Source organism: Pedobacter sp. ok626 (assembly GCF_900100435.1).
Lineage (GTDB): Bacteria > Bacteroidota > Bacteroidia > Sphingobacteriales > Sphingobacteriaceae > Pedobacter.
This window is the reverse complement of record NZ_FNEX01000005.1, coordinates 271,298-288,120: the sequence shown is the minus strand read 5'-3', so window position 1 is coordinate 288,120 and position 16,823 is coordinate 271,298. Positions and strand designations below refer to the sequence as shown.

The window sequence follows — 16,823 nt, the reverse complement described above, 5'->3', positions numbered from 1 at the left end:
TTATATATAAGTTATTCGCATACTTGTGGTTTTCTGAACAAATAAAAACGGCCATCTTCGCCACCTGCAAGCAAGTCGATTAAGCGATCATTTTTATCTAAAATGGGGCTTATCCAACATCCGTGTATGTCCATATTAATTTTTAAGCCATTATTTTGACAAATGGGTTTTGGAATATCGAAAATAGGCTTTTGATTCGTACCTCGATTGATCATCAGGTAAGCCGTTGAATATGGAACAGCCCCAGGCGCAATTTTACTCTGCGACATATGAATTCCCTGGCCAAAAATAACATCCCAGATTCCGTCCTGATTGTAATCACAAATGGCTAACGTAGCTCGTCCTTCATGACCTGCCTGGCCAACAATGCGTACCGGTTGTTGATTCACATTCTGCAAAATTTGCTCATCAATCAGAGAATTCGGTGAGGAAATTTCCCTTTTATATAAACAGAGTTCTCCTTTACCATTGATAGTCAAATAGGATGTCAAAAGCTTCCAATTTTTATCATCCATGTATTTTTTTGACAAAACAGCAGGTTTACTTCTCCATGCGGCCTTATAAGGTTGGTTAAGATATAGCAATGGTTTCGGTTCAGTCAATACCGGGTTCCCTGCTTTTCCGATGTTTTTATATATCATATGCATACCCGTTATGTCATTACAAACGATGTCAAGCAAGCCGTCACCATCCCAATCACATACAGTTGGCTGTAAATATCCCCATCTTTTTTCATTAGGTCCCTGGATTGAGCCTGTCATTCCTGCCTGATGATGAATCGTTTTGCCATTTGCTTTTACCTTATTTGAAGACCTCCAGATTGGATTTTCATTTGTTCCATAATTTTTAATAAACCACAAAAAACCACTGGCATCACCTGAAACAATATCCGCGATCCCGTCTCCATCCCAGTCTATCCATTGTGGGCAGGCAAGTGTCTCCACATGCAGATCCCCTCCTTTCATCAACACAGGTCGGGTATTCCATCTTTGTTTATCCCTATAATATTCTGTTAAAACTCCTGGATTTCCACCCATCACAAAACCTTCACGCTTTTTATTAAAAGGAAAAGTAGAAGTTACAGGCGTACTGAAATACGAATCTTTTATAGTTTGAGCTATCCCATCAGGAAGCTTTAAGGAATCAATTGTTATAGCTCCATTAGAAAAGTCAATATTCCAAAGACTTAACTGGTCTACATCTGTTGCAAACAGAATTTGCTTCTGACCTTTGTTCAGTAAATCGAGTGGAGTTAACTTAGCCTGGCTTGAGTAGGCAATGGATTTAAATGGTATCCCATTTCGTAAAACAGGCTTCCATGCACTAAAGGAACCTTTACTCCCGGCCTTCTGTTCTGCATACTCAAAATAGATTACACTTTTCTCCCCAGCCCATACGCCAGAAGTATTGTAGCCTTTATTAAATCCGATATCAGGATTTGGAGGAAAACTCCAAGGGTTTGTTCGGTTAGGCCAATATGCATCTTTTACCCGATCACTTACTCTTAAAATAAAGGTTCTATCCTTTACTACCAACATCGTAAAATCTTCAGTTAAAGGCCTGCCACCAACAAGAATAGGAATTGGATTCAGAATTTCTACAGCATCACCTGAAGTTGATAGCTGCCAAAAATACCATTTCTTATCCTGCTTGGCTGCCGCCAGAAATTCCGGCATATTTTCCTGTAGATACACAACTTTCACTCTACCTATTTTTTCACTCAGCTGTTCCTGATATACAGGCTTCTGATAGATCAATGAACCCTTCTCATCTTTCCCCAAAAGCTTACTCAAATAAAAGCCACTTCCAAGTAAATGAATCGACGATAACAAATCACCGCCAGGCAAAATTGCGGGAACAAGCTCCAGACCAAAGCCATAAGGATTGATCTCAGTATCCGCATATTTTAGAGGCTCAGGAAGCGGAGTTTTTTCCTGTGCATAAACCGTACTGATAACAAGTGCCCATAAAAAAACGATTTGAAGAACTTTAAATCTCATAGCAGTTTTCTAAAATTCTGTACGCTTACAGTTACATCGCCGGTATTGTTATTCCAATTGTATTCATATTCGGCCGAAAGCATACCTTTAAAATTCTGACGTTTCAATTCAGCAAGTACACCAGATATATTACTCACACCTGTACCCCAATGCACATCGTGCGCCTTAACATTATTCCTCTCGTTCAGGTCTTTAAAATGGAGTTGATAAACACGCCCTTCCAATTTTTTTAGACAGGTTACAGGATCCAGTCCAGATCTTACCCAATGTCCTATATCAGCACAAGCTCCCACACGTTTGCTCATTCCCTTAATAGAACTTAGAACGATCTCCGGATCCCAATAAAATGAAGGCTTAGGATGATTATGTATCGCCGCATTGATTTCAAATTCATCACACAGCGATGAGATCAATGGCATAACGGCTATTTCCGGCTCACAGGTAATCGTTTTAATTCCCATTTCTTTAGCAAAAGAAAATACCTTTCTCCAGTCTTCCTTATCCTTCATTTTGATTACGCCATAGGATACCATCCTAATCCCTTTCTGCTGTAGTTTTTTCTTTACATATGCTTTGCTGGATGCCGACATCTTATAGTCCATTTTCTCGGTTATACCTCCACCTATTTCCTGCCCAGGAAAGGCCTCAACATACCTTAAGCCGCAACTGTCAATTTTATCAAGAGCCACTGTAAAACTAAACCTGTTAAACGTGTATGCCTGTGCGCCCAATTGCCAACCCAGCAATTCTTCAGGATTGGCCTTTCCTGAGCCGGAAGTTCTTACTTTGCAGGCACTACCAAAAAGTAAAACAACTGCAGTGATTACTGTAATAATTTTATAGTTCATATGTATGGTTTTTATTGTGTTTTATATATTTTCTATTGTCCGTCGCGGATGCACCTAATCGTTAAGCCCCCTGCTCTGCTTAATGATAAGGCAGGTGTAACCTGAGTATCTGTGAAATGAAATGCAAAAGCTGCACCACCTGTCGTAGGATGCGGCGTACTGCTCCAATACCGACCATTTACATGAAAAAGTGCAGCTGTAGTTGACAAACGATATCCTGATTTTACCAATTTAAGATTGGAGCTAAATGCAGATGCAGTATTTGTGATATTTTCAGTAGTGGCCAGTTCTTGCCATTCCTGGGAAGTAGGGATGCGCCAATTGGCATTGATAATTCTGCAAGGATCACAGCCTTCACTTGCCAAAACTTCCTCCTTATTGGTAACATTCCATACGTCGGTCGCTACGCCAGCACTCCACCAGCCACCTGTAGCTACCGAATAATAAGGCGCGCTGTTTTTATCCGATATCCCTGATGGATTATTCGGAGAAGGAAGTCCATTAAAAATCACCGGTGTTTTTAGCTGATGCCCATCATCGTGCCTTCCCCATTGAAAGAAATGGCCATATGCATCTACGTCAGTACTTGAAATTGCAACACAATCTGAGCCCAGATTTTGTTGCAACCAGATTTTACCACTTGCAGCCCGTACGGTTTTGTATTCCACATCTGCCCCTCTATATTTAAACCGAACATAACCAAGGGAGCCAACTGTTGTTGAAGGCAGGAGCTCTGTATCTGGCTGACCGGGAACCGGCGTTGACGGCAACGGTACAAGTGAAAGTAAAGGACGAAAATTTTCCAGTCGGCCAAAGGTAATGCGATTGGCATTGTGATAATTGTAGGCGCCATCATAAGCCGTACGGACAAGGTAAATCAGGTGGTCGCCATCAAAATGCCAGTCAGGGTATTGAAAGCCTGTTTTGGCAACCGACTGTGCGAAAGAAAGGCCTTGATCATCACGCATTAATGTTTTAAGATGTGTCCAGTCTCTCAGGTTATAAGAACCATAAAGAGACAATATATTTCTTTGCTGGATATACGACGGAGCCGTATTGTTATTCACCATGGCCAGGTAAACCTCAGATGTCTCATCTTTACGGATGACAAATTTATGCAGTCCACCAGGAAAAGTAATGAAATTCTGAGGAACAAAAGATGCTGTGTCTCCCTGATCACTGATGTTAATAATTGCCGCTTTGTTGATGTAAGGTACAGAGTTTACCCGGATCAGATTTACCAATTTATTATCCGGTCCAACCACCATATTTCCTTCAATCCAGCCTGTAGTACTTTCCGAACCCGCCGGGTCCCAGGCAGCGTTATAAGTAACTTTTGTACTCATCTTCCAGTTCGAAGGCGTCATTAAGTCATTAGCCACAGGGATAGAAATTGTAAAAGCCCTGTATCCCCTTGCCCATGGAAAGCTTGTATCAAGCGCCTCGAAGGCCCTGAATAAACGTCCGTTATGGATCACAACCGGAGTTGGTGCACAATGGTAACGTACCGCCTTACCCGGAATATCCTGATCAAATAAGGTAACCGGGGTTGACCAGGTATTACCGTTGTCCTGCGACCTGGAAATAACGATAGTACGGGCCACTACACCAGTACCTGCATTTGTACCCAGAAAATAAATACTGCCGTTGTGCTCAAATAGATTGGCCCAGAACAGGCCGACTATATCGGTGATATGGCTCCATGTTTCGCCATCATCCGTAGAGCGGTAAACGCCTGTTGTGTTCGAAGTCGGCCCGTTGTAATCAAACGATGCCAGAATATCACCATTGGGCAATCTTAACAAACTCGGGCTTCCCAGAAAAATGCCTGTAGAAGCGTCAACAGATTTAACCTCACTTACCCATAATGGAGGAGTCGAAGATAAGGCTGTTTGTACGGATGCGATTTTACTGCTTTCTACTTTCTGACAGCCAAGTCCAAATATAGAAAGCGATATACATAGCGCTGAAAATACTTTACCAATCTTCATTTTGCACAAGTCTTTTGTTAACACCTATTTCATAAGATGGCAGTGGCCAAATCACATCTCTTTCACTTACATTGGTATAATATTCTTTACCCGACACATTCACCGTAGCAGTTCCTGCAGGAATATCCGGTAGTCTGGCCTTCATGTTGGTATAAAAATCTCCCCACCTTACTACATCATTTTTTCTTAGCGCTTCAAAACACAGCTCTCTTGCACGTTCGTTTTTTAATTCCGTTTTAAAAGTCTCATAACTTAACTGAGCAAGATCCGCTTGTACATCTGCTTTGTCTAATGGTTTTCCATAAGCCCTTCTCCGTACCTGGTTTATGGCGTTATAGGCCATACTTGGATTCTTATTTACTTCATTTATGGCCTCGGCATACATCAACAATACATCGGCATAACGTAATAGCGGAAAATTTTGTGGGGTACCCACGCTGGTTTTAGGGAGTAGAGTTTCCTTTTCTCGTCTAAACTTTCCGCAAAACCTATTGATAATATCTGAACTTACAGGCCAGGCACTTGGCAGATCATTTAAGTAGCGAAATGGCGCAATTGCCCAATCTCGTCTTGTATCGCCTGTCAGGTACAAATTGTATAACCATTTGGTAGGATGAACAATCCCATTAGAATAACCAAATCCACCTGTTCCGGTAGCAGAATACTGTATGCCGTTATTTACGCCTACCTGACCAATCGTGCTGGCATATAAACCACCGCCGTTACCATAGAACTCGACTTCAAAGATACTCTCTTTCATGTCGTATTTGTCCTGAGCGTAATTGATAAAAACCTGTGAATATGATGTATTAAGGGCATGTTTTCCCGATGTCATTACTTTTTCTGACCATTTCGCAGCCTCGGCATACCTATCAGTTTCCTTTAAGGGAAAACCGGCCATATACAAATTTACCCTGGCCAGAATCCCCCATACTGCAGATTTACTGACTCTTCCTGCTGATTCCACTTTATCGGCTTCATAAACCAAATCAGCTGCTTGTTCCATATCCGAAAGTACTTGGGTATAAACTTCTTTTACGGAAGACTTTGGAATCTGAACATCTTCTTCCTTTCCCGATACCGAAGGTTTTAGTACCAAAGGCACTCCTCCAAATCTACTCACGAGCATAAAATAGTAATACCCTCTTAAAAATAAGGCTTGTCCTTTTACGTTATTTCGTGCTTCTAGCGTAATATTGATTTCTTTATTTTCAACATTTGCCAACAAAAGATTTGCTCGGTTTATCCCTTTGTAAATCGCGCGCCAGTGGTTTAACAATTTATCATCTGTAGTGTTAACCGTATAATAGGCGATCGTTCCTTTATCTGTGTTGAAATTCGGAAAAGCTTCGTCAGCTTCCAATCCCATCCTCCCTAACATGGTATTTGCATATACGTAAGTCTCTCTGGTGGTTGAGTAAACTCCTCTTAATGCAGTTTCCAATTGTTCTGGAGTTTTATAATAATTATCGGTTGCTAAAATGTATCCATCTATATCTAATTCCAGCATTTTGTTACAGGAAGAAAGAACTCCGATGGAGATAAAAAATAACACGATTAAAATACTTATTTTATGATTTGAAGCTTTCATATGAATATCTTTTTGATCTATAATGTGAAACTATCTTACAATGAAATGCGAGCACCTAGGGTAACAGTAAAGTTCCTTGGATAAGCAGAATAATCGAACCCAGGAGTTAGCGTACTATTAGCCGTAGAAACCTCAGGATCAAACCCAGAATATTTTGTCCAGGTGTATAGATTTTGAGCAGCGGCAAATATTTCCAAACCACTGATCTTCTTCATCGTCTTTTTTGGCAAATTATAAGAGAGGTTAACAGTTTTAAGTCTTAAAAAAGAGCCATCTTCTAATGTCCTGGTAGAATATCTGCCTTTGGGCCCAAAACCACCAACCCTGAAATTTTCGTTGTTTTGATTTTCGGGCGACCAGCGATTAATGTAAGATGCGAATTGGTTGAAGTTAGCGCGATTGGCAAAGTTACCTTCGAATGCCAACCTATTTGCATTCATAATCTGATTGCCGTAGTTCCACTGCATAAATACACTTAAACTGAAGTTTTTATAAGTAAAATTGTTAGTAAAACCACCATAATGTATAGGCAGAGCTCTTCCAATTACAACAGCGTCATTGTCGTTTACAATCCCATCACCGTTCTGATCTTTGTATTTGATATCTCCGGGTTTAATGGTTGCAGCGGTATTTCCATTAGTTGAGATTCCTGCTTTTAAAACATAATTACCATTTACAAGGTCAAAATCTTCATATTGATAATTTCCAAGCCACTCATAGCCATAAAACTGCGCGGCGGGCTGATCAATCTTTGCTAAGTATAAAAACGTACCATTGTAATCTCCAGTAAATGGCACCGTTGTTTGTATTTTCTCCTGATGCTCGGCCAATTCCAGTATCCTATTTCTGTTGAAACTGATGTTAAATTCTGTTTCCCACCTAAATGTTTTGTTATTAATGTTTACCGTATTTAAGGTAAGTTCTAAACCTTGGTTTTTTATTTTACCTACATTTTTATATACCGTTGAAAAACCCGTACTTAATGGAAGATTAGAGTTGAGCAGCAAATCTCTGGTGATTTTCGAATACACATCTACATTTAAATTGATCCTGTTTTTGAATAATGATAAATCATAGCCAATATCTAATTGGGCTGTTTTTTCCCACTTTAAATCCTCATTGCCCATGTTATTCACCATAGCAATATACTCCGGTGTCTGGTTATTAAATGAGAAGAAGGTAGACAACACTACGTTTTGGTATCTGGCAAAATCTCCGATCCTATTATTGCCACTTATCCCGTAACTAATGCGCAATTTTGCATCACTTATTACATCAGATCTTTTAATAAAATCTTCCCTGCCCATTTGCCAGGCGAATGCACCCGAAGGGAAAACTCCCCAACGATTCGTCGCAGCAAATTTTGATGACCCATCCAACCTAATAGATGCTGTAAACAGATATTTTGAGTTGATACTATAGTTTGCCCTGGCCATTGCCGATGCCAATGCATTTTTTGAAGCAACGGAAATTAATCCAGCGGGTAGTCCCAACTGTAAAGCTCTCAGTTTTAAATCCTCATTGGGAATATTAGTTGATTCAAAGCCGTAGGTATCTACTTCATTCTGTTGAAAGGTTACTCCCCCGACAAGGTCGAGATTGTTTTTACCAAAGTTCTTTTTATAGGTTAACGTGTTTTCATTCACCCAACTTTTAAGATCACTATTACCATAAGCCCCGTTTACCCCCTTAACGTTAAAACTGCTAGGTAATCCTTTGTATGTTTTTGAATTATAAAATGCTTCATCTTTAGTTCCTACAGTGTTTAATCCACCTCTAATGTTTAAAGTCAGATTTTTAGAAAAAGAATAAACAAGTCCCGCATTTACCAATAAACCATTTTTGGTTTGTTGTCTGATTTCATTTTGAGTTGTGAGATATGGATTCATTAGTGCAAGAGCAACCTCATCTTCAGTATCAAATAACTCATTAACAATATCTGCTTCATTTGAAACCGGTCTGTAGCCCAAAGTCCTGTACATTAAAAATGAAGCATATGAATTTGATGAAGATTGCTGCAGTGAAGCCAATGATCCATAATTTTTATCTAAACTATAATTTACGTTTAAATTGGCCTTTAGTTTAGGTGTAACCGTTTGCTCTATAGAAACTCTTGCCTGGGTCCTTTTATATCCCGAATTGATCACCACACCATCTTGATTCACATAGGAACCAGAAAAAGAATACTTTGTTTGTGGGGTTGCTCCTCTAATGGCTAGATCATGGCTATTCATCGCTGCTCCTCTAAACAAAAGCCCCTGCCAGTCAATACCTTCTACATTTCTATAGTCTTCCAGGGTCTTTTTGGGCTTCGTGATATATAGTTCTTCCATTTCATTAGGTTGAACTTCCAATTGGTACTTCACAAACTCATAAGGATTCATCATTTCCATTTTCTTAGTAACGAACTGCTTACCCGCATAAGCTTTATAGCTAATCTCCGGTTTACCGAGTTTACCTTTTTTAGTCTCCACAATGATGACCCCGTTTGCGCCCCTTGAACCATAAATAGCAGTAGCCGAGGCATCTTTAAGTATAGAAATGGATTCAATATCCTGTGGATTTAATGAAGAGCTGGAAAAATTTTCAATTGGAAACCCATCCACAACATACAGTGGAGCATTACTTTGGGTTAATGAATTACCTCCTCTGATTACGATATTCATACCACTACCTGGCTGATCGTCGTTGCTCGACACCTGCACGCCAGATACTCTTCCAGCCAAGGCCTGTTCAAAATTTGTTACTGGCGCTTTTACTATCTCAGCCACCTTAACTTCAGCTACAGCACCTGTCAGATCTTTTTTGTTCACAGTACCATACCCTACAACCACTACTTCATCCAGCTTAGTTGGCTTTTCTTTTAATACTACATTTAAATTCTTCTGGTTAGCAATTTCCACTTCCAGATTGTCATAACCAATAAAGGAAAATATGAGTACTGCAGTCGCTTTAGAAACTGTAATTTTAAAACTCCCTTTAATATCAGAAACAGCGGTAGCTGTCCCACCTTTTTCCCTGATCGCTACTCCCGGAAAAGGAAGATTATATATATCAGTCACTTTACCTGTTACCACGTTTTGCATAAACTCCTCTGCGGTTCTAAAAACTTCAGGTTCCTTTCTTTTTACCAGCACCGAATTTTTATCGATGTAAAAATTAAGTGGCTGATTGCTAAAACATAGATTAAGCGCGTCCTTCAAAGGCATATTCTCGATATTCACCGTGATCGGCATAGCCTTTTTCAGATCATCAGAATTGTAAAGAAAATCATAACCTGTCTGTTTTTGCACCTGGGCAAAAAATGCTAACATAGGCATCTTGTTCACTTTCAAAGTAATCTTTTGAGCGTAGCTGGATGCACTAACCTGCAAAATAGTTAGTAGTAATAAAACAGTTGTCAGTTTCATTATAAGAAAAAATTTATACAAAGCAGAGGTAGCCCTGCTGCTTGATACTGCAGTGGAATTTTTATACATTTGGTTGTTAGGTTAATTAAAATTTGGTTGTTTCAAGCAATAGAATAAATTATCTGACCCGATTTTCGGTAACCGGAAGTGCAGCGAACACTTCCGGTATTTTTGGCCGATAATTGTAATAAACGATTAGTATCAGTCTAGAACAATAATCCTCCTTCCTTCGAGCTTAAAATGTAAGTTTCCTATTTTTTCTAATTGTTCAAGCAGGTCCTGCAAGCTCTTTGTTCGGTATGACATGCCGCCCAGTTTCTGGCTTGGTTTGGTATTTCGGTATTCTATTTCCACATCATACCATCTGGATACCTTTTTAAGGATAGTTCTGATGTCTTCATCGTTAAAACGGAAATAACCATTATGCCATGCCATGACGTCTTCCGTGTTGACATTTTTTACCAGGATAGCATCTGCTCCATCCATCACTAGTGATTGCTGGCCTGGCAACAATATTGATTTACGTTTATTCTTAGATACGCTCACGGATCCCTCTAAAAGCGTAGTAGCTACCTCTGTATCATCGTCGTAAGCAGAGATATTGAAATGCGTACCAAGTACCTCTACCCTGGTTCCTTTTACATTTACATGGAATGGTTTCTTTTTAAGATGAGCTACTTCGAAATAAGCTTCGCCTTTAAGAGTTACTTCTCGGTTGGTGGAGGAAAACTTAGTAGGAAATGTGAGCGAAGAAGCTGAGTTTAGCCAGACCAGTGTACCATCAGGAAGGATGACATGATATTCTCCGCCCTTAGGTGTTTGGACAGTATTGTAACCTGCAGAGGACGTACCATCGGCAGAAGAATTAGAGAGGTCGTAAATTAACTGCCCCGTGCTGGTTTTACGAACAGATACACTTCCTTCATTAGCCAATTCTCCAATCTCCGCATCATTTAACGATATTTGCTTGCCATTTGCCAAGGTCAGAACTGCTTTCTTTGTACCGGGAGCAATAACAACTTTATCAGTCATAGTCTCTGATGCAGTGCCCTGCTTCTCATAATGGATAGCATACAGTGCCACAAATAAGGTAAGCACAAATACTGCTGCAATACGAAAAACAGTACTACCAATGATTTTTTTGTATATAGGTAAATCTGAATGTCCCCTCCCAACGAACCTTGGATCTTTCTTGATCAGCGCTAAAACAGAATCGGCTTTAGCACCTCTAAACAGTGGCCCAGTATTTATCTCTTGCAGCTGTCGGTTTATTATCATATCAATTTCTGACTGTTCGATATCCTTTGTATAGGCCATCAACTCAAGGCAGTCTTCATCACTGATTGTATGATCCAAGTAGGCTTTTAATAAAAGCTGTAATTTTTCTTCGTTCAAGTCTGGTTTATATTTTGCCTTTTAAGGGCTGGTTATAAGAGAGAACTTAAAAAGTGACCAATAGGACTAGTCAAAATGAAAATAAATTTTAAATCATATAAAACAGAGCCAGGAAATAGATAAGATCCGAGTATTTTAACTCCATCTTTATCGTCTTTAAGGCCTCTACCATGTGGTTTTTTACTGTATTTGGGGAGATATTCAACTGACTGGCAATTTCCTGGTGAGATAAGCCTTCGAGACGACTTAATTTGAAAATGAGACGTTGTTGATTAGGTAACTTACTGATTACGCTTTCGGTAAAACATTCCAGCTCATTTGCTAAAATTTCATCTTCCGTAGTATTCCTAATTGCATGAAGATTTAACAATAGCTTTTCCGTCAGGGCTGATGATTTGCAAATCTCTTTATAAGCGTCGAACGATAGTCTTTTTGCAATCACATATAGGTATAGCCAGAGATTTCCTGATGGATCGAGCCTTAAACGGCTTAACCAGAGTTTTAGAAAGGTTTCCTGAACAATTTCTTCACATTGTGCTTCATTTTTTAAAAATCGGAATGCCAACCTATAAATTTTTTCTGCATAAAGGTGATAAGCCGTGTTGAACGCAGATTCATCACCTGCAATAAGCAGTTCAATATCTATATTTTCCGAATTCTTATGCACGTACAGTCCCCTTTTAGATTAACAGTAGATAAACTAAAGTAATCATAATTTCATATTTATTTGGTTAGCTTAATGTACTCCCCTCAAATTCAGAAGTATATTATACAAATATGCGAGATACAGCTCTCGTCCTTTTAAAATTTATTATCCACTTACTATATTATATTACCAATTATTTGGCAATAATAACATCTCCATACAGTAAGACTAATATTTTTCTATTTATGTTTGCTTATCTTTAATAAAATCACCAGCACAGGGCTTATGAAAAACGAGAAAGATCTGAAACTCGCAGTACTGATCGATGCAGACAACGTCCCTTATGCCAACGTTAAGGAGATGTTTGAGGAAATCGCCAAATACGGCACCCCAACGTTCAAAAGGATCTATGCTGACTGGACCAAACCAACAGTTTCGGGATGGAAAAAAGTACTGCTGGAAAATGCGATCACTCCGATTCAGCAGTACAGTTATTCCAGTGGCAAAAATGCAAGCGACAGCGCGCTGATTATTGATGCCATGGATATCCTCTATACGGGAAAAGTTGACGGATTTTGCATCGTTTCCAGCGATAGTGATTTTACCAGATTAGCCACCAGGCTTCGAGAAGCCGGCATGAAAGTAATAGGTATCGGTGAAAAGAAAACACTAACTCCTTTTATCACTGCTTGTGATAAATTCATCTACATTGAAATTCTAAAACCAAAACAGTTGCCTGCAGAAGATAGCAGCACAATACCAACTACTGCAAGTACTAAAGCTCCAGAAACACAGCCTTTAAGTAAAGTTGATCCCGGAATTATCAGGCTTTTCGCAGATAGTATTACTGACCTTGCAGACGAAGACGGTTGGGCTTATCTTGGAGATTTCGGCAATCTGATGATGAAGAAAAAACCAGATTTTGATTCCAGGAATTATGGGTTTTCTAAATTGCTACCTTTGATAAAAAGCACCAACCGCTTTGAAGTCGATGAAAGAGAAAGTGGGAAAGCGAATGTCAAGCACATCTATATCAGAAAACTCACTCAGCCTGTACCCGCGCCTTCAGTTAAAAAGACCAATCATAAGAAAAAAGTGGGCGAGGTTACTAGTCCTCGTGGGACTCGAAACGCCCGGTCACCTCGGTAATCCTTATTCGATAGACGATAAGATCATTATGCTGTTCAATATCAATACCGTGAGATGACTCTTCCGAATGCTTATTAGCAAGCGGCATAATCCTATAGATAATGCCCTGCATCGCCTGTTGCCTGTCTACTCCATTGAGTTCTTCAAAAGTCCCCCACAAAATTACACTTTGCCAACTAAATGTATCTGTGATCTCATCCACCTGAAAACATACTTTGGGATTCTGACGCATCATCTCAATTTTCTTACCATTACCCGAATGGGCATAGATGGAATCATTATTGTAAATATAATTAATTGGGACAATATAAGTCTCACCATTGACATGGCATCCCACCCGTCCAATAACCTGCCGGTGTAGGAGATCTATAATCTGCTTTTTACCTAAGTCTCCGAGCATATCCTATTTGTTATTATACTTTTGATATCAAAGTTAGGCTTTTAAAAAACTCCATCAAATGACCAAGGTCATAATAATGGATGATTATATCCCAATTCCATTGACATCAGTTGTCAGTACTTCGCTCATATAGTCCAAAAACGGACGCATATTTTTAAAGGTCTGGCTTGCCTCTTTTAGAAAATTCGGACTTAAAACGGCTTCATCAGAAAACTTTCGAATCAGCAGAAATTGTTTATAGCGCAAAAGATCAATAGCTTCAGAATTCGCATCAAAGCCTTTGGGAGTGGTCTTTAATTGCTCCCCTTTTAACTTTTCAAAAGATGAAATAAATGACTCGCTGTTTAAGATTTTTCTCATAGGCGCCGAATCAAATGAAATATCTTCTCTAATCAGTTTCAGATCATTAGCATTTGGACCCCAAAATCCACCACCAATAAAACTGTTGCCCGGTTCGATATGAAAGTAATAACCTCCCCTACGGTATTTGGTGGCACGCTTAAAACTTCCACTCCAATACGTTTTATAAGGCGTCTTGTCTTTAGAAAAGCGGGTATCCCTATAAATGCGATACACACTCTTTGCACCGGAAGGCGTTTCTATCACATCCTGCGTATTGAGTTCTTGTAATAATGCATCTGCAAAGGCCGTAACCATTTGCTGCTCCTGTTGGAATTCTTCCTTATTGGCATTAAACCAATCCCTGTCATTATGATTTCTGAGCTTATTTAAAAAAGCAAGATTTGATGGGAATAGTTGCGGTTGCTTTGTTGATAACGGTGCCATTTAATTCCCTCTCTTATATTTCTTTAATATCCAGTAATTTTATCCAGCCCCCATTGCCATTGGCCAATACGATCTTTGCCCAATCATTATCTTGTTCCAGAATACTCACTTTTGTACCCTCATGGATCACGAACAACGTTTTCTGCTTTCCATCAGGACCGCTTTTCACGTCGACAGCGCCAGTAAAAACAATCCCCTGCTGATATGCATTCAGGTAATGTGATTGTACTGCAGACATCACTAAAAAGATCAATCCAAATGAAAGCACAGTTATTCCCGTATAAAAAGCCATCTTTTTCGGCCAAACGGAAATCAAGAACAGATAGGCGATCAGCAAAATAAAGCCTACAATAAAGCACACAATTGTAAATACAGATAAGATACTCAGAGAAAAGAATAAGATAAATCCTTTCCACCATTTGCTCAGAAAAAATTCAGGTATTTCTTCTATCCTATCCGTTATTTTAAGATTAGCCAACTGTAAGTTCTGTTTAATATCCGCATCACCAGGGGCCAGCTTCAATGCCTTCTCATAGTGTAAAATTGCCGCAGGCATTTCGGCTAACTTATATTGCGCATTACCCAGGTTAAAGTAGACCGCTGCCGATTCATAACCAGCATCCAATACCTGCTGATAAGCCGCTGCTGCTTCCGCAAATTGATTTTTAGCATAAGCAGCATTGCCCTGTTTTAGTAAAGCATCAGCATCAATTACCTTTGCCGAGGTGAATAAAGGCATAGCAAATAGCAACAGCCATGCACATAAATTATATTTCAAAAAGTTACGCATGCTCTTCAATGTCATTAATGATACTTTTAGCTTTATCAAATACTTCCTGATCTGAAATTCCAGAAACAGGAGCATACCGCGCCATTTCGCACAAATCCAGTGTCTCTGTGAGTTGGTTGATTAATGGTGTCGCAATCCCTGCAGCACTTAACTGTTCACTGATATTTTCCTTGTTCAATTCCGCAGCAGGAATATTAAATTTATCACTCAGGTATTGGTAAAGTCCTTTATAAACGTCTTGATAAAACAACTTTTTATCTCCGTTCAACAATTGTTTTTTTGCACTCGCCAAGTGTTTAGCCGCAATTTTATTTGCATTTCTGCCCCTTACCTTCACCTGATCTCTGTTATTCTCCCTGTATTGTTTACGATATGCAAATGCGCCAAAAAACAACAAAGGACCTAAACAAAGTAAAAGATAATAAGCCGCCGATCCATAAAAAGAACTCCCCTTTTTATGTAAACCTGATGCATTTGTCTTAATGTAAGCAATATCTTTTGCCAGCATTTTTATGTCCTTCTGATTACCTGAAGCATAAGCCGTAACATTAGAACCCGGTGCTCCTTTAGCTACTTTTAAATTAAAAGGTCCGGCAGTTAATGTCACATACTTTTGGGTCGATGGATTAAAATAAGAGAATTTTAACGGCTCAATGGTATAATTACCCTCATGTCTTGGAATAAGCAAATAACTAAATTCTCTGCTTCCAGAAACACCATTCAGGCTTTCAGTAAGGTGATCAGTAATTTTCGGATCATACTTTTCCAGGTCGGCAGGAAAGTTCACCGTTGGAGCTTTCAATAGTTTTAGATTACCCGAGCCCGTTATTTTGAGTGTATAGTTAATGGCCTCATTTGCCTTAACCGATGATTTATCAATCGCAGCACCAATTGCAAAAGTCCCTACAGCACCTTCAAAACCTTCAGGCTTACCAGCATCTGGCAAGGCCTTAACATTAATGGTTACGGGTGCACTTTTCACTTTATATTTTACATCCTCATAAGAGCCACCACCAAAAAACTGCTCAATAGGATCATTAGATGGTACATTTTTACGGACCACAAAATTCATAATCAAAGGATCAAGCGTCAGCTTCCCAAACCGTTCCGGGAATAATATGATCTCTTTCAATACGCCAACATGATACCTTGTCCCATTATAAACTTCCTCTTTCCATTCTACACTCTGACTACCGTTCTTAATTTCCTGACTCCAAAACCCATTAAAATCCGGCAATTTCTCTGGCTCATTACCTACAATCGCAATGTTAGCATATAACTTATAAGTAACTGCTATTTGCTCGCCCTGGTAAACGTTCGTTTTACTGGCTATTGCCCGCAAAAACAAGCGCTTCGAAAGATCAGCTGAATTACCTGTAGGTACCCCAGCACCCTGACCTCCTTGAGCTGATTGTCCAGATTGCTGAGGAACAGATCTACCTTTTGTTACTTTTATTTTTACAGCATTAGATTTATAGGCCTTACCATTAACGACCATTGTTGCAGGTCCAATAGCATACTCCCCTTCTTTTACACCAATCAACACATAACCCACAGAAATGCTTGCCGTTGTCGTCCCGTTAATAGAACTGAAACTGGACGACTGATTAGGCCCACCAACTACCTGAAACCCATTAAATGCAGGTGGATCGAATGATTCTGGATTCCCAGTAGTTGAAAAAGTAATTTCAAACTGCTCACCAGTAGCCACCTGATTAGAACTTACTGATGCAGTAACCTTTATCTGGCCTAAACCAATGGCAGACCAGAAAAGCAATACCGACAATAAATAATATCTCATTTTCATTATATAATAA

Annotated in this window: 12 protein-coding genes; 1 reads left to right on the top strand and 11 read right to left on the bottom strand. The window is 39.4% G+C overall.

Going from position 1 to position 16,823, the window contains the following annotated elements:
- Positions 1 to 11: 11 nt before the first annotated feature.
- The 7 genes from BLS35_RS09555 to BLS35_RS09525 all read right to left on the bottom strand — a co-directional run bounded on the left by BLS35_RS09555 (position 12) and on the right by BLS35_RS09525 (position 11,902).
- On the bottom strand, positions 12 to 2,000 hold the full coding sequence (locus BLS35_RS09555; RefSeq protein ID WP_090780240.1) for an FG-GAP repeat domain-containing protein: 1,989 nt from the start codon (positions 1,998 to 2,000) through the stop codon (positions 12 to 14).
- Positions 1,997 to 2,848, bottom strand: a complete 852-nt coding sequence (locus tag BLS35_RS09550; protein ID WP_090780238.1) for a sugar phosphate isomerase/epimerase family protein — start codon at positions 2,846 to 2,848, stop codon at positions 1,997 to 1,999. Before BLS35_RS09550 ends, BLS35_RS09555 begins: the two co-directional genes overlap by 4 nt.
- Before the next feature lie 32 nt (positions 2,849 to 2,880).
- Entirely contained in the window at positions 2,881 to 4,839 is a 1,959-nt protein-coding gene (locus BLS35_RS09545; protein WP_090780236.1) for a hypothetical protein, read from the bottom strand.
- Positions 4,826 to 6,430, bottom strand: a complete 1,605-nt coding sequence (locus BLS35_RS09540) for a RagB/SusD family nutrient uptake outer membrane protein (RefSeq protein WP_090780233.1) — start codon at positions 6,428 to 6,430, stop codon at positions 4,826 to 4,828. Before BLS35_RS09540 ends, BLS35_RS09545 begins: the two co-directional genes overlap by 14 nt.
- A gap of 35 nt (positions 6,431 to 6,465) precedes the next feature.
- Complete coding sequence (locus tag BLS35_RS09535; RefSeq protein WP_165973274.1) at positions 6,466 to 9,840, bottom strand: TonB-dependent receptor; 3,375 nt, start codon at positions 9,838 to 9,840, stop codon at positions 6,466 to 6,468.
- 201 nt (positions 9,841 to 10,041) lie between these two features.
- On the bottom strand, positions 10,042 to 11,235 hold the full coding sequence (locus BLS35_RS09530; protein ID WP_090780231.1) for a FecR family protein: 1,194 nt from the start codon (positions 11,233 to 11,235) through the stop codon (positions 10,042 to 10,044).
- A gap of 88 nt (positions 11,236 to 11,323) precedes the next feature.
- Positions 11,324 to 11,902: an RNA polymerase sigma factor gene (locus BLS35_RS09525; protein WP_165973275.1), complete on the bottom strand. Its 579-nt coding sequence runs from the start codon at positions 11,900 to 11,902 to the stop codon at positions 11,324 to 11,326.
- A 264-nt stretch (positions 11,903 to 12,166) separates the two neighbouring features.
- Between BLS35_RS09525 and BLS35_RS09520 the strand changes: the two genes are divergently transcribed.
- Positions 12,167 to 13,030, top strand: a complete 864-nt coding sequence (locus tag BLS35_RS09520) for an NYN domain-containing protein (RefSeq protein ID WP_090780227.1) — start codon at positions 12,167 to 12,169, stop codon at positions 13,028 to 13,030.
- On the opposite strand, the gene BLS35_RS09515 is transcribed toward BLS35_RS09520, so the two are convergent.
- The 4 genes from BLS35_RS09515 to BLS35_RS09500 all read right to left on the bottom strand — a co-directional run bounded on the left by BLS35_RS09515 (position 12,990) and on the right by BLS35_RS09500 (position 16,807).
- Complete coding sequence (locus BLS35_RS09515; protein WP_254778789.1) at positions 12,990 to 13,367, bottom strand: pyridoxamine 5'-phosphate oxidase family protein; 378 nt, start codon at positions 13,365 to 13,367, stop codon at positions 12,990 to 12,992. The two genes, BLS35_RS09520 and BLS35_RS09515, sit on opposite strands and share 41 nt — an antisense overlap.
- Positions 13,368 to 13,514: 147 nt before the next feature.
- A complete protein-coding gene (locus tag BLS35_RS09510; protein ID WP_090780223.1) occupies positions 13,515 to 14,216 on the bottom strand; it encodes a DUF2461 domain-containing protein in 702 nt (233 codons plus the stop codon).
- 13 nt (positions 14,217 to 14,229) lie between these two features.
- Complete coding sequence (locus tag BLS35_RS09505) at positions 14,230 to 15,021, bottom strand: SH3 domain-containing protein (protein WP_254778788.1); 792 nt, start codon at positions 15,019 to 15,021, stop codon at positions 14,230 to 14,232.
- On the bottom strand, positions 14,999 to 16,807 hold the full coding sequence (locus BLS35_RS09500) for a BatD family protein (RefSeq protein WP_254778787.1): 1,809 nt from the start codon (positions 16,805 to 16,807) through the stop codon (positions 14,999 to 15,001). The genes BLS35_RS09505 and BLS35_RS09500 overlap by 23 nt, the downstream gene beginning before the upstream one ends.
- Positions 16,808 to 16,823: the final 16 nt, after the last annotated feature.

Excerpts from the sequence above, each read along its gene's own strand:
- BLS35_RS09535 (WP_165973274.1), bottom strand. The coding sequence starts at position 9,840 with ATGAAACTGACAACTGTTTTATTACTACTAACTATTTTGCAGGTTAGT.
- BLS35_RS09555 (WP_090780240.1), bottom strand. The coding sequence starts at position 2,000 with ATGAGATTTAAAGTTCTTCAAATCGTTTTTTTATGGGCACTTGTTATC.
- BLS35_RS09540 (WP_090780233.1), bottom strand. The coding sequence starts at position 6,430 with ATGAAAGCTTCAAATCATAAAATAAGTATTTTAATCGTGTTATTTTTT.
- BLS35_RS09505 (WP_254778788.1), bottom strand. The coding sequence starts at position 15,021 with ATGACATTGAAGAGCATGCGTAACTTTTTGAAATATAATTTATGTGCA.
- BLS35_RS09545 (WP_090780236.1), bottom strand. The coding sequence starts at position 4,839 with ATGAAGATTGGTAAAGTATTTTCAGCGCTATGTATATCGCTTTCTATA.
- BLS35_RS09510 (WP_090780223.1), bottom strand. The coding sequence starts at position 14,216 with ATGGCACCGTTATCAACAAAGCAACCGCAACTATTCCCATCAAATCTT.
- BLS35_RS09520 (WP_090780227.1), top strand. The coding sequence starts at position 12,167 with ATGAAAAACGAGAAAGATCTGAAACTCGCAGTACTGATCGATGCAGAC.
- BLS35_RS09550 (WP_090780238.1), bottom strand. The coding sequence starts at position 2,848 with ATGAACTATAAAATTATTACAGTAATCACTGCAGTTGTTTTACTTTTT.
- BLS35_RS09500 (WP_254778787.1), bottom strand. The coding sequence starts at position 16,807 with ATGAGATATTATTTATTGTCGGTATTGCTTTTCTGGTCTGCCATTGGT.